Below are 12,323 nucleotides of genomic sequence, written 5' to 3' on the forward strand. Positions count from 1 at the left end.
GCTTCCCGGTCCGGGCTTCCCGGGCCGGCGCCTGTTCCCCGAACCCTGGAGTGACCGACCATGGCCAAGCTGCTGTCCCGCCGTGCCACTCTCGCCATTCCCCTCGGCGCGGTGCTGATGCCCGCCCTGCCCCGGCTGGCATGGGCCACACCCGTCATCGGCGCGCCGGCGCCCGATTTCGCCGCGCCGGACCAGGATGGCACCACCCGCCGCCTCGCCGACTACCGCGGCAAGGTGGTGATGCTGGAATGGACCAACCATGACTGCCCCTTCGTGCGGAAGCACTACAACAGCAGCAACATGCAGACCCTGCAGAAGCAGGCGGCCGAGCGCGGCATCGTCTGGCTTTCCGTCATCTCCTCGCCGCCCGGCGAGCAGGGGCATGTGGATGGCGCCCGCGCCCGCGGCCTGACCGCCGAGCGCGGCGCCGCTCCCGCCGCCGTGCTGCTCGACCCCGAGAGCCGCATGGCCCGCGCCTATGGCGCCACCACCACGCCGCACATGTACGTCATCGATCAGGCGGGGGTGCTGCGCTACATGGGCGGCATCGACAGCATCGCCTCCAACAAGGTGGAGGACGTGGCGAAGGCCGAGCCGCTGGCGCGCAACGCCATGCTCGCCGTGGCCGATGGCAGGCCGGTGGAGCGCGCGGTGACGCGCAACTATGGCTGCGCCATCAAATACGCGCCCGGCGCCTGACCGGCGGCGGGGGGAGGGGGAAAGGGGCGCCGCCTTTCCCCCCCGGTGGGCGGCCGCCCGGCGGGCCCACGCCCCGGCGCCGGCCAGGCCCGCGCTTGCCGCGCGGCGGCGCTAACCCTTTCCGGACAAAGGCTTCGCAAGCCCTTCCCCTGCGCTAGACTGCCTCCACCCCCTGGAGGAAAACGCACATGGACGCCGCGGCCGACACACCCTTCATCCGCCTGCACCCCGAGGACAGCGTGCTGATCGCCCGCCGCGCCGCGCCGGAAGGCACGCCGGTCGCGCCCAACGTGCTCACCCGCGCGCGCATCCCGCCCGGGCACAAGGTGGCGGTGCGCGCCCACGCGCCGGGCGAGGCGGTGAAGCGCTACGGGCAGATCATCGGCTTCGCCACGCAGTCCATCGCGCCGGGCGACTGGGTGCACACCCAGAACTGCGGCATGGGCGATTTCGACAAGGACTATGCCTGGGGCGTGGATGCCAGGCCGACGCTCTACGTGCCGAAGCCCGCCAGCTTCATGGGCATCCTGCGCCCCGATGGGCGGGTGGCGACCCGCAACTACATCGGCATCGTCACCAGCGTGAACTGCTCGGCCCATGTCGCCTCGCTGATCGCCGATGCCTTCAAGCGCAACCCCTTCACCGGCAGCGACCCGCTGGCCGAATTCCCCAATGTGGACGGCGTGGTGGCGCTGACCCACAAGACCGGCTGCGGCATGGGCGACAATGACGGTCTGCGCATCCTGCGCCGGACGCTCGCCGGCTACGCCCGCCACGTGAACTTCAGCCATGTCATCGCCATCGGGCTCGGCTGCGAGGTGAACCAGATCTCCGGCCTGCTGGAAGAGCAGAACCTCGCAGGCCGCCTGCGCAACATGGACATCCAGTCCATGGGCGGCACCCGCAAGACGGTGGAGGCCGGCATCGCCTTCGTGCGCGAGGTGCTGGCCGAGGCCAACCAGGTGCACCGCCAGGAGGTGCCCGCCGGCAACCTGACCATCGCCCTGCAGTGCGGCGGCTCGGACGGCTATTCCGGCATCACCGCCAACCCGGCGCTGGGCCATGCCTCGGACCTGCTGGTGCGGCATGGCGGCACCGTCATCCTCTCCGAGACGCCCGAGACCTATGGCGCCGAGCATCTCCTCACCCGCCGCGCCGTCAGCCGCGAGGTCGGCGAGAAGCTGGTCGGGCTGATGCGCTGGTGGGAGGAATACGCGGCGCGCGGCCAGGCGGAGCTGAACAGCAACCCCTCCCCCGGCAACAAGGCGGGCGGGCTCACCACCATCCTGGAGAAGTCGCTCGGCGCCATGGCCAAGGCGGGCACCAGCAACCTCACCGCCGTCTACGACTACGCCGAGCCCGTGACCGAGAAGGGCTTCGTCTTCATGGACACGCCGGGCTACGACCCGGTGGCCGCCACCGGGCAGGTGGCGGGCGGCGCCAACATGGTGTGCTTCACCACCGGGCGCGGCAGCGTCTTCGGCTGCAAGCCGGCGCCCTCCATCAAGCTCGCCACCAACTCGGCGATGTATGAGCGGATGGAGGAGGACATGGACGTGAACTGCGGCACCATCCTCTCGGGGCGCGAAACCGTGGAGCAATGCGGGGAGCGGATCTTCCAGCTCATCCTGCGCGTGGCGTCGGGCGAGCGGACCAAGAGCGAGAACTACGATTTCGGCGGCGCGGAGTTCGCGCCCTGGCCGATCGGCGCCACCATGTGAGGCGCGGCGGGAGGGGCACCACCCCTCCCGGTGCGGCGTCAGATCGTTATTTTGTTGCTAAATCATAACTGAAAATGCCTGCTTCCCGGCGGCGGGACGCCCATGGGGCGGCCCGCCCCGTCACGGGGGCAGTCATGGCTGCGCAGGATCGACCCGGGGAAAGGACGCCTTCGCTGCTGGAAAGGGCGGGCGTCTCCAGAGGCTGGCGCCTGGTGGCGGCGGTCCTGATCGTCGTGCTGGCCCCCGTCTGGCTGCCCCTGCTCTTCCTGGCCTTCGGCCTGGCCGCCAAGGCCTTCTCCCTGTTCCAGGACCTGGCGAAGCTGGAGGAAAGCTGGAGCCGGCGCGCCATGAGGCGCCCCGCCGCCCCAGCCGGGGCAGCGGTGGCCAGGCGGCACGTCTTTTGCTTTTCTGGCGCATGACCGATGCCCTGCCAGAGCGGGAAAGCATGACCCTTCCCCTTCCGCGCCACCAGCGCGCCCATGGCCGGGCGGAGCTGGGCTTCGGCCTCAGGCTGCGCGGCACGGCGCTGCGCCACCTCTACCACGCCGCGCCGCTCCGCGTGCTGTTCCCCACCCCCGAGCCGGGCGAGCCGCCCATGGCGGCGCTGGTCAATGTCGGCGGCGGGCTGGCGGGCGGCGACTCGCTGGATGTCGCGGTGGAGATCGCCGAAGGCGGCACGGCCGGCGTGACCACCCCGGCGGCCGAGAAGATCTATCGCAGCCTCGGCGAGGACAGCCTCGTCTCCACCACGCTGGAGCTGCGGCGGGACGCCACGCTGGAATGGCTGCCGCAGGAAACCATCCTGTTCGACGGCGCCCGCTTCGCGCGGCACATGCGGGTGCGGCTGGCCCCCGGCGCGCGGCTGCTGGCGGCGGAGATGCTGGTCTTCGGCCGGGCCGCCCGGGGCGAGCGTCTCGAAAGCGGCGCGCTGTTCGATTCCTGGCGCCTCTGGCGCGACGGGCGGCTGGACTGGGCGGACGCCACCGACCTTTCGGGCGGCCCCGGCACGCGGCTCTCCCAGCGCTTCGGCTTCAACGGCGCCGGGGCGGCGGCGCTGCTGCTGCTGGCCGCCTCCCCCGCCGAGGCCCTGGCGGGGCGCGACCTGCTGCGCGGGGCCGGGCACGACGCCACCCTCCCCCGCCCCGGCCTGCTGCTGGCCCGCTGGCTGGGCGAGGCCATGGCGGTGCGTGCCGCGCTCTCGGCCACCCTGCCCATGTTGCGGGCATCCGTGCTGAAGCTGCCGCCGCAGCTGCCCCGCCTGTGGACCAGCTGAGCGTCCCCGCGCCACAATGCCGGCCCCCGCCCTTCCCCACCGCCCCAGGATGGCTCCATGCACCTGACCCCCCGCGAAAAGGACAAGCTGCTGGTCGCCATGGCGGCCGAGGTGGCCCGCAGGCGCCTGGCGCGCGGCGTGCGGCTGAACCACCCCGAGGCGGTCGCGCTGATCACCGACCATGTGGTGGAGGGCGCGCGGGACGGCCGCAGCGTGGCGGAGCTGATGCGCGACGGCGCCACCGTGCTCACGCGCGAGCAGGTGATGGAGGGCATCCCCGAGATGATCCACGACATCCAGGTGGAGGCCACCTTCCCCGACGGCACCAAGCTCGTCACCGTCCACAACCCGATCCGCTGAGGAGGAGCGCCATGATTCCCGGAGAGATCATCCCGGCCGCCGGCGAGATCCTGCTGAATGCGGGGCGCGAGGCGGTGGAGCTGGTCGTGGCCAACACCGGCGACCGCCCCGTGCAGGTCGGCAGCCACTACCATTTCTTCGAAACAAACCCGGCGCTGGAATTCGACCGCGCCGCCGCGCGCGGCATGCGCCTCGACATCCCCGCCGGCACCGCCATCCGCTTCGAGCCGGGGCAGAGCCGCGCGGTGCGGCTGATCGCCTTCGGCGGCGGCCGCACCGTGCACGGCTTCCGCGGGCAGGTCGAGGGGAGGCTCTGAGCATGGCCAACCGCATCTCCCGCGCGGCCTATGCCGGCATGTACGGCCCGACCACCGGCGACCGCGTGCGCCTCGCCGACACCGAGCTCTTCGCCGAGGTGGAGCGCGACCTCACCACCCATGGCGAGGAGGTGAAGTTCGGCGGCGGCAAGGTGATCCGCGACGGCATGGGCCAGTCCCAGGTGACGCGCGCGGGCGGCGCCATGGACACCGTCATCACCAACGCGCTGATCATCGACCACTGGGGCATCGTGAAAGCCGATGTCGGGCTGAAGGACGGGCGGATCGCCGCCATCGGCAAGGCCGGCAACCCGGACACCCAGCCTGGGGTCGACATCATCATCGGCCCGGGCACCGAGATCATCGCCGGCGAGGGGCGCATCCTGACGGCGGGCGGCATCGACCCGCATATCCACTTCATCTGCCCGCAGCAGATCGAGGAGGCGCTGGCCTCGGGCGTCACCACCATGTTCGGCGGCGGCACGGGGCCGGCGCATGGCACGCTGGCCACCACCGCGACGCCCGGGCCCTGGCACATGGCACGGATGCTGCAGGCGGCCGAGAGCTTCCCGATGAATCTCGGCTTTCTCGGCAAGGGCAACGCCGCCCTGCCGGCGGCGCTGGAGGAGCAGATCCGCGGCGGCGCCTGCGGCCTCAAGCTGCACGAGGACTGGGGCACCACACCCAGGGCGATCGACACCTGCCTCTCGGTGGCCGACGCCTTCGACATCCAGGTGGCCATCCACTCGGACACGCTGAACGAGAGCGGCTTCGTCGAGGAAACCATCCGCGCCATCGGCGGCCGCGCCATCCAGGCCTTCCACACGGAGGGCGCGGGCGGCGGCCACGCGCCGGACATCCTCCGCGTCATCGGCGAGCCCAACTTCCTGCCCTCCTCCACCAACCCGACCATGCCCTACACGGTGAACACCGTGGACGAGCATCTCGACATGCTGATGGTCTGCCACCACCTCGACCCGCGCATCGCCGAGGACGTGGCCTTCGCGGAATCCCGCATCCGCCGCGAGACCATCGCCGCCGAGGACATCCTGCACGACCTCGGCGCCATCTCGATGATGAGCTCGGACAGCCAGGCGATGGGCCGCGTGGGCGAGGTGATCATCCGCACCTGGCAATGCGCCCACAAGATGAAGCTGCAGCGCGGGCGCCTGGCCGGCGAGCGGGGCGAGAACGACAACCTGCGCATCCGCCGCTATATCGCCAAATACACCATCAACCCGGCCATCGCGCAGGGCGTCGCCGCGCATGTCGGCAGCGTCGAGGTGGGCAAGCTGGCCGATCTGGTGATGTGGTCCCCCGCCTTCTTCGGCGTGAAGCCCGAGATGGTGCTGAAATGCGGCAGCATCGCCATGGCGCCGATGGGCGACCCCAACGCCTCCATCCCGACGCCGCAGCCGGTGCACTACCGCCCCATGTTCGCGGGCTATGGCCGCGCGATGAACGCCAGTGCCGTCACCTTCGTCTCGGGCGCCTCGCTGGAGGCGGGCGACCTCGCGGGGCGGCTCGGCCTGTCCCGCACCCTGCTGCCGGTGAGCAACACGCGGCGCATCGGCAAGCGGGACATGGTGCTGAACGACGCCCTGCCGCGCATCCAGATCGACCCCGAGACCTACGAGGTGCGGGCCGATGGCGAGCTGCTGATCTGCGAGCCGGCGGAAGTGCTGCCGATGGCGCAGAGATACTTCCTGTTTTGAGCAAGGCTGGGGGAATGAATTCCCCCAGGCCCCCTTCTTTTTTCTGGCAGAAAGTCAGGGGGACTTTGGAGACGAGACGAATGAGCGACGCCACCCTTCCCCGTGCGACCCAGGTCCTTCCGGCCGGGCAGTGGCAGGCGCGCACGGCGCGCGACGCCGTAACGGTGGATTTCGACGACCGCCACCGCCGCCGCAGGCGCTACACCGGCGAGAAGGGCACCGCCTTCCTGCTCGACCTGCCCGAGGCCACCGTGCTGCGCGACGGCGACGGACTGCTGCTGGAAGGCGGCGGCGTCATCCTGGTGCGCGCCGCGCCGGAGCCGCTGGTGGAGATCCGCGCGCGGAACGGGCTGCACCTGATGCGGCTGGCCTGGCACCTCGGCAACCGGCACCTCCCGGCCGAGATCGGCGCCGAGCGCATCCTGATCCGCGCCGACCACGTCATCGAGCGGATGCTTCAGGGCCTCGGCGCCACGCTGGCCAGGGTGGAGGCGCCCTTCAACCCCGAGGGCGGCGCCTATGGCGAGCACAACCGCCATGCCGGCCACCACCACCACGAGCATGGGCACGCGCATGACCACGAGCATGGCGCCTGCGGCCACGACCACGGCGATGGCCATCACCACCATCACTGAGGTGGCCGCGCTGCAGCGCCTGCTCACCTGGCTCTCGCCCGCCTATCCGGTGGGCGCCTACACCTACAGCCACGGGCTGGAGATGGCGGTGGAGGAGGGCGCGGTGCGCGACCGCCACGGCCTCGCCGCCTATATCAGCGCGGTGCTGGAAGCGGGTGCCGGGCGCATCGACGGCGCGCTGCTCGCCGCCGCCCACCGCGCCGCCGCGGCCGGGGACGACGCGGCGCTGGACGAGGTGGCCGCCCTCGCCGCCGCCTGGCGCGGCACCGCCGAGACGGCGCTGGAAACCATGGCGCAGGGCGCCGCCTTCCTGAAGGTGACCAACGCCGCCTGGCCGGATGCCCGCCTTGCCGCCTTCACCGCGCGTCAGGGCGGCAGCGTGGCGCATCCGGTGGCCTTCGGCGCCGCGGCGGCATGGCACGGGCTGCCGTTGCGCATGGCGGCCTTCGGCTTCCTGTCCGCCTTCGCGGCCAACCTGGTCTCGGCCGGCGTGCGGCTGGTGCCGCTCGGCCAGACGGACGGGCAGATCGCCACGGCTGGCCTGCTGCCCGCGCTGGAAGCCGCGACCGATGCGGCGCTCGCCGCCGAGCTCGACCGCCTGGGCAGCGCCGCCCCCATGCTCGATCTTTTCTCCATGCGTCACGAGACGCAGTACACGAGGCTCTTCCGCTCATGACGATCCCCGCCAACGGCCCCTTCCGCGTCGGCATCGGCGGCCCCGTCGGCTCCGGCAAGACGGCGCTGACCGAGCGCCTGTGCAGGCACCTGCGCGACACGCACAACATCGCCGTCATCACCAACGACATCTACACGCGCGAGGATGCCGAGTTCCTGACGCGCAACGACGCGCTGGCGCCGGAGCGCATCATCGGCGTGGAAACCGGCGGCTGCCCGCACACCGCCATCCGCGAGGACGCCTCGATCAACCTCGCCGCCGTGGCGGAGATGGAGGGGCGCTTCCCCGGCCTCGAGATCCTGCTGATCGAGAGCGGCGGCGACAACCTGGCCGCCACCTTCAGCCCGGAGCTCGCCGACCTCACCATCTACGTCATCGACGTCTCGGCCGGCGACAAGATCCCGCGCAAGGGCGGCCCTGGCATCACCCGCTCCGACCTGCTGGTGATCAACAAGATCGACCTCGCCCCGCTGGTCGGCGCCGATCTCGGCGTGATGGACCGCGATTCGCGGAAGATGCGCGGCGCGCGCCCCTTCATCTTCACCAACCTCAAGGCGCTGCAGGGCGTGGCCGAGATCGCCGACTTCATCCTGGAATCCGGCGGCATCGAGAAGCGCGCGAAGCCCGCCGCATGACCGGGGAGAACAACCTCCTGCTGGTGGTGGATCTGCAGCCGGACTTCATGCCGGGCGGCGCCCTGCCCGTGCCGGAAGGGGATGCGGTGCTGCCCGTCATCAACGCGCTGATGCCACGCTTCGGCAACATCGCCGCCACGCAGGACTGGCACCCGGCGGACCATGCCTCCTTCGCCAGCCAGCATCCCGGCAAGGCGCCGTTCGACACCGCCATGCTTTCCTATGGTGAGCAGGTGCTGTGGCCGGACCATTGCGTCCAGGGCACGCCCGGTGCCGCGCTGCACCCGGCGCTGAACGCCGACCGCATCCAGATGGTGATCCGCAAGGGCTTCCGCCGCGCCATCGACAGCTACTCGGCCTTCCGCGAGAACGACCGGCGCACCGGCACGGGGCTGCATGGCTACCTGAGGGAGCGCGGCATCACGCGCGTCTTCATCGCCGGGCTGGCGCGCGGCTACTGCACCGATTTCTCGGCCGAGGACGCGGCGGAGCTGGGCTACGAAGTGGTGCTGGTGGAGGATGCCTGCCGTGGCATCACGCCGGAAGCGACGGCGGCGGGAACGGCGCGGCTCAGGGCCAGGGGCGTGCGGTTCATCACCAGTACAAGCATCTAGAAAAGAGTCTGGGGGAAGGAATTCCCCCAGGCCCCCATCTTTTTTCTGTCAGTGTCCGGCGACGGTCTTCTGCGTCTGCTCGCCCAGCCCCTGGATGCCGAGGCGCATGGTCTGGCCTGCCTTCAGATAGACCGGCGGCTTCTGGCCGAGGCCCACGCCGGGCGGCGTGCCGGTCGAGATCACGTCGCCCGGGTGCAGCGTGATGAAGTGGGAGACGTAGGAAACGAGCTTCTCCACGCCGAAGATCATCGTGCGCGTCGAGCCGTCCTGGAAGCGGTGGCCATCCACCTCGCAGAACATGGCGAGGTCCTGCGGGTCGGGCACCTCGTCCTTGGTCACCAGCCAGGGGCCAAGAGGGCCGAAAGTGTCGTGCCCCTTGCCCTTGTCCCAGGTGCCGCCGCGCTCGGCCTGCCATTCGCGCTCCGAGACGTCGTTGCACACGGCATAGCCCGCGACGTGCGACATCGCGTCCGCCTCGGAGACGCGCTTGGCGCGGGTGCCGATGATGACGGCCAGCTCCACCTCCCAGTCGGTCTTGACGCTGTCGGGCGCGATCTCGACGTCGTCGTTCGGCCCCTGCAGCGCGCCGAGCGACTTCAGGAACACGATCGGCTCCTTCGGGATGGCAGCCCCCGTCTCGGCAGCGTGGTCGGCATAGTTGAGGCCGATGCACACGAAGTTCCTCATCCCGGCCACCGGCGGGCCGAGGCGCGGATGGCCCTCCACCACCGGCAGCGAGGACGGATCGAGCGCGGCGAGGCGCTCCAGCCCCGCCGGGGAGAGCACCTCGCCCGCCAGCTCGGGCACCACGCCGGACAGGTCGCGGATCCGTCCCTCGGCATCGAGCAGGCCCGGCTTCTCCTGGCCCGGCGGGCCAAAGCGCAGCAGCTTCATTGTTCAGCGTTTCCCTTCAGCGAACTCGTTCGTGGCCGAGCATAGATCCTGGCCGGAGGTCCGCCCAGCGGGCGGAGCCGCACACTTCAGCCAGCGGGCGGCGCCGCATACTTCAGCCAGCGGGCGGCGCCCGCATGCGTCACCCAGCGCATCACAGGCGCGTCAGTTCGTCCAGCCGCCGTCGATGACGATGGCCTGTGCCGTGACGAAAGCCGATTCCGGCGCGGAGAGATAGACCACCAGGGCCGCGATCTCCTCCGGCGTGGCGAGCCGGCCCATGGCCTGGCGGCCGACAAAGGCGGCGCGCGCCGCCTCCAGCCCGCCCGCCGCCCGCGCATTGGCCGCGATGCGCTCGCCGAGCGAGGGCGTGTCCACCGTGCCGGGGCAGACGCAGTTGCAGCGTATGCCGCGCGCCACATAGTCGGCCGCGACGCTCTTGGTCATGCCCACCACCGCCGCCTTGGTGGCGCCATAGACGAAGCGGTTGGCGACCCCCTTCACCGAGCCGGCGGCCGAGGCCATGTTGACGATGGCCCCGCCCCCCTTGCCCAGCATGCCCGGCAGCGCCGCCTGCATCACCTTCCACTGCGCGCGCACATTGAGCGCGAAGGCGAAGTCCCAGTCGGCATCGGTGCAGCTCAGCACGTCGTTCTGGTGGACGAAGCCGGCGCAGTTGAACACCACGTCGAACGGCCCGTGCGCGGCGATGGCGGACTTCACCGCCGCGTCGTCCAGCACGTCCAGCGCCTGGGTGGCGATGCCATGGGCGGCGAGATCGGCGAGCTTGCCCGCGTCGCGGTCGGTGGCCAAGACCGTGGCCCCTTCCGCCGCATAGGCGAGCGCGGCCGCGCGCCCGATGCCCTGCCCCGCCGCGGTGACGAGGCAGTGCTTGCCATTGAGACGGCCGGGCATCAGTGGTTGTGGCGGCTCTCGCCGCGCGTCTCGAGGATGTTGAGGTAGAGCGTCGCCGGCTCCAGGCAGCCACCCGTGCCGAGCTGGCCCACCATGGAGCGGTAGATCTCCTCCCAGGGCGTCTTGTGCTGCAGCCTGGGCGGTGTCCAGGCGGCGCGGCGGGCGGCCAGCTCCTCGGGCGGGATCAGCACGTCCACCTTGCGGCTGCGCAGGTCGATGCGGATCGGGTCGCCCGACCTCAGCAGGGCGAGGCCGCCGCCCACCGCAGCCTCCGGCGAGACGTTCAGGATGGAGGGGCTGGCGGACGTGCCGCTCTGCCGCCCGTCACCCATGGTGGGCAGGCTTTGCAGCCCCGCCTTGATCATGGCGCCCGGCGGCTGCATGTTCACCACCTCGGCGCTGCCCGGATAGCCCACGGGGCCGCAGTTGCGGATGACCAGCACGGTGTGCTCGTCGACGCCGAGATCGGGGTCCTCGATGCGCTCGTGGTAGTCCTCGGGGCCCTCGAAGACGATGACCTTGCCCTCGAACACGTCCTCCGGGTCGGACAGGAAGCGGCGGCGGAACTCGGCGTCGATGACGCTGACCTTCATCACCGCGCTCTCGAACAGGTTGCCCGAGAGCACCACGAAGCCGGCCTGCTCCTTCAGCGGCTCGCTGTAGCGGCGGATCACCTCGCGGTCCGGCAGCGGCGCGCGCTTGAGGTCCTCCTCCAGCGTCTGGCCGGTGACGGTTCTCACCCCGGTGTGCAGCTTGCCGGCATCGGCCAGCTCCTTCATCACCGACTGCACGCCGCCGCCGCGATAGAACATTTCTCCGAGAAAGCGGCCGGCGGGCTGGCAGTCCACCAGCAGCGGGATGTCGGCGCCGACCGTCTGCCAGTCCTCGGTGGTCAGTTCCACGCCCATGTGGCGGGCGATGGCCACCAGGTGCGGCGGGCAGTTCGACGACGCGCCGATGGCGCTGGCCAGCACGATGGTGTTCTCGAAGGCCTCGCGCGTCATGATGTCGGAGGGGCGGAGGTTCTCGCGCACCATGTCCACGATCCGCAGGCCCGTGGCGTGCGCCATCTGCCCGCGCTCGCGGTAGGCGGCGGGAATGCTGGCGCAGCCCGGCAGCGACATGCCGAGCGCTTCCGCCAGGGAGTTCATGGAGAGCGCGGTCCCCATGGTGTTGCAGTGGCCGACCGAGGTCGCGCTGCTCGCCACCATCTGCATGAAGCCGTCATAGTTGATCTCGCCGGCGGCGAGCAGCTTGCGCGCCTCCCAGACGATGGTGCCGGAGCCGGACAGGCGGCCCTTCCAGTGCCCGTCCAGCATCGGGCCGCCCGAGAGCACGATGGCCGGGATGTTCACGGTGGCCGCGCCCATCAGGCAGGCGGGCGTCGTCTTGTCGCAGCCGGTGGTCAGCACCACGCCATCCAGCGGATAGCCGTGCAGGATCTCGACCAATGAGAGATAGGCCAGGTTGCGGTCCAGCGCCGCGGTCGGGCGCTTGCCGGTCTCCTGGATGGGATGGATCGGGAATTCGAGGGGGATGCCGCCGGCATCGCGGATGCCCGCCTTCACCCGCTCGGCCAGGGCCAGGTGGTGGCGGTTGCAGGGGGCGATGTCGCTGCCGGTCTGGGCGATGCCGATGATCGGCTTGCCCGATTGCAGCTCGCCGCGTGTCAGGCCGAAATTCAGGAAGCGCTCGATGTAGAGCGCCGTCATGCCCGGGTCTTCCGGGTCGTCGAACCAGCGCTGGCTGCGCAGCCTGAAATTCTTCTTGGTCTGGTCCATCTGAGGCGTTCCCCGCTTCTCCCATTGGAAGGCAGGGTCCGCCGCCAGGGACGGCACTGTCAATGCGGCGGTCCGCGCGGCGGCCGGAAAA

At 70.9% G+C, this 12,323-nt stretch carries 14 protein-coding genes; 11 read left to right on the forward strand and 3 right to left on the reverse strand.

All coding sequences use genetic code 11. The annotated features are described in order from the left end of the window. Positions 1 to 60: 60 nt before the first annotated feature. The 11 genes from CR162_RS10730 to pncA all read left to right on the forward strand — a co-directional run bounded on the left by CR162_RS10730 (position 61) and on the right by pncA (position 8,645). Positions 61 to 699 (forward strand): redoxin domain-containing protein, encoded by a 639-nt coding sequence (locus CR162_RS10730; protein ID WP_099095551.1) that lies wholly within the window; start codon positions 61 to 63, stop codon positions 697 to 699. Between the two features lie 188 nt (positions 700 to 887). Then, the gene (locus CR162_RS10735) at positions 888 to 2,420 is read left to right on the forward strand and encodes a UxaA family hydrolase (protein WP_099095552.1); all 1,533 of its coding nucleotides are present in this window, start codon (positions 888 to 890) and stop codon (positions 2,418 to 2,420) included. 212 nt (positions 2,421 to 2,632) lie between these two features. Then, the gene (locus CR162_RS10740) at positions 2,633 to 2,839 is read left to right on the forward strand and encodes a hypothetical protein (RefSeq protein WP_099095553.1); all 207 of its coding nucleotides are present in this window, start codon (positions 2,633 to 2,635) and stop codon (positions 2,837 to 2,839) included. A gap of 26 nt (positions 2,840 to 2,865) precedes the next feature. After that, a complete protein-coding gene (locus tag CR162_RS10745; RefSeq protein ID WP_176559811.1) occupies positions 2,866 to 3,693 on the forward strand; it encodes an urease accessory protein UreD in 828 nt (275 codons plus the stop codon). Positions 3,694 to 3,750: 57 nt separating this feature from the next. Beyond that, the gene (locus CR162_RS10750) at positions 3,751 to 4,053 is read left to right on the forward strand and encodes an urease subunit gamma (protein ID WP_099095555.1); all 303 of its coding nucleotides are present in this window, start codon (positions 3,751 to 3,753) and stop codon (positions 4,051 to 4,053) included. Between the two features lie 11 nt (positions 4,054 to 4,064). Further along, positions 4,065 to 4,370, forward strand: a complete 306-nt coding sequence (locus CR162_RS10755; protein WP_099095556.1) for an urease subunit beta — start codon at positions 4,065 to 4,067, stop codon at positions 4,368 to 4,370. Between the two features lie 2 nt (positions 4,371 to 4,372). Further along, positions 4,373 to 6,085, forward strand: coding sequence for an urease subunit alpha (gene ureC, locus CR162_RS10760; protein ID WP_099095557.1), 1,713 nt, complete (start codon positions 4,373 to 4,375; stop codon positions 6,083 to 6,085). Positions 6,086 to 6,165: 80 nt separating this feature from the next. Beyond that, complete coding sequence (locus CR162_RS10765) at positions 6,166 to 6,720, forward strand: urease accessory protein UreE (RefSeq protein ID WP_099095558.1); 555 nt, start codon at positions 6,166 to 6,168, stop codon at positions 6,718 to 6,720. Next, on the forward strand, positions 6,659 to 7,396 hold the full coding sequence (locus CR162_RS10770; protein WP_099095559.1) for an urease accessory protein UreF: 738 nt from the start codon (positions 6,659 to 6,661) through the stop codon (positions 7,394 to 7,396). The genes CR162_RS10765 and CR162_RS10770 overlap by 62 nt, the downstream gene beginning before the upstream one ends. Continuing rightward, the gene (gene ureG, locus CR162_RS10775) at positions 7,393 to 8,031 is read left to right on the forward strand and encodes an urease accessory protein UreG (RefSeq protein ID WP_099095560.1); all 639 of its coding nucleotides are present in this window, start codon (positions 7,393 to 7,395) and stop codon (positions 8,029 to 8,031) included. Before CR162_RS10770 ends, ureG begins: the two co-directional genes overlap by 4 nt. Continuing rightward, positions 8,028 to 8,645, forward strand: a complete 618-nt coding sequence (gene pncA, locus CR162_RS10780) for a bifunctional nicotinamidase/pyrazinamidase (protein WP_099095561.1) — start codon at positions 8,028 to 8,030, stop codon at positions 8,643 to 8,645. Before ureG ends, pncA begins: the two co-directional genes overlap by 4 nt. A gap of 48 nt (positions 8,646 to 8,693) precedes the next feature. On the opposite strand, the gene CR162_RS10785 is transcribed toward pncA, so the two are convergent. The 3 genes from CR162_RS10785 to CR162_RS10795 all read right to left on the reverse strand — a co-directional run bounded on the left by CR162_RS10785 (position 8,694) and on the right by CR162_RS10795 (position 12,232). Further along, positions 8,694 to 9,539, reverse strand: a complete 846-nt coding sequence (locus CR162_RS10785) for a fumarylacetoacetate hydrolase family protein (RefSeq protein WP_099095562.1) — start codon at positions 9,537 to 9,539, stop codon at positions 8,694 to 8,696. A 162-nt stretch (positions 9,540 to 9,701) separates the two neighbouring features. After that, positions 9,702 to 10,451, reverse strand: coding sequence for an SDR family oxidoreductase (locus CR162_RS10790; RefSeq protein WP_099095563.1), 750 nt, complete (start codon positions 10,449 to 10,451; stop codon positions 9,702 to 9,704). Then, entirely contained in the window at positions 10,451 to 12,232 is a 1,782-nt protein-coding gene (locus CR162_RS10795) for an IlvD/Edd family dehydratase (protein WP_099095564.1), read from the reverse strand. Before CR162_RS10795 ends, CR162_RS10790 begins: the two co-directional genes overlap by 1 nt. Between the last annotated feature and the right edge of the window lie 91 nt (positions 12,233 to 12,323).

Source organism: Teichococcus rhizosphaerae (assembly GCF_002631185.1).
GTDB lineage: Bacteria > Pseudomonadota > Alphaproteobacteria > Acetobacterales > Acetobacteraceae > Pseudoroseomonas > Pseudoroseomonas rhizosphaerae.

Excerpts from the sequence above, each read along its gene's own strand:
- CR162_RS10730 (WP_099095551.1), top strand. The coding sequence starts at position 61 with ATGGCCAAGCTGCTGTCCCGCCGTGCCACTCTCGCCATTCCCCTCGGC.
- CR162_RS10735 (WP_099095552.1), top strand. The coding sequence starts at position 888 with ATGGACGCCGCGGCCGACACACCCTTCATCCGCCTGCACCCCGAGGAC.
- CR162_RS10745 (WP_176559811.1), top strand. The coding sequence starts at position 2,866 with ATGACCCTTCCCCTTCCGCGCCACCAGCGCGCCCATGGCCGGGCGGAG.
- CR162_RS10750 (WP_099095555.1), top strand. The coding sequence starts at position 3,751 with ATGCACCTGACCCCCCGCGAAAAGGACAAGCTGCTGGTCGCCATGGCG.
- CR162_RS10755 (WP_099095556.1), top strand. The coding sequence starts at position 4,065 with ATGATTCCCGGAGAGATCATCCCGGCCGCCGGCGAGATCCTGCTGAAT.
- ureC (WP_099095557.1), top strand. The coding sequence starts at position 4,373 with ATGGCCAACCGCATCTCCCGCGCGGCCTATGCCGGCATGTACGGCCCG.
- CR162_RS10765 (WP_099095558.1), top strand. The coding sequence starts at position 6,166 with ATGAGCGACGCCACCCTTCCCCGTGCGACCCAGGTCCTTCCGGCCGGG.
- CR162_RS10770 (WP_099095559.1), top strand. The coding sequence starts at position 6,659 with ATGACCACGAGCATGGCGCCTGCGGCCACGACCACGGCGATGGCCATC.
- ureG (WP_099095560.1), top strand. The coding sequence starts at position 7,393 with ATGACGATCCCCGCCAACGGCCCCTTCCGCGTCGGCATCGGCGGCCCC.
- pncA (WP_099095561.1), top strand. The coding sequence starts at position 8,028 with ATGACCGGGGAGAACAACCTCCTGCTGGTGGTGGATCTGCAGCCGGAC.
- CR162_RS10785 (WP_099095562.1), bottom strand. The coding sequence starts at position 9,539 with ATGAAGCTGCTGCGCTTTGGCCCGCCGGGCCAGGAGAAGCCGGGCCTG.
- CR162_RS10790 (WP_099095563.1), bottom strand. The coding sequence starts at position 10,451 with ATGCCCGGCCGTCTCAATGGCAAGCACTGCCTCGTCACCGCGGCGGGG.
- CR162_RS10795 (WP_099095564.1), bottom strand. The coding sequence starts at position 12,232 with ATGGACCAGACCAAGAAGAATTTCAGGCTGCGCAGCCAGCGCTGGTTC.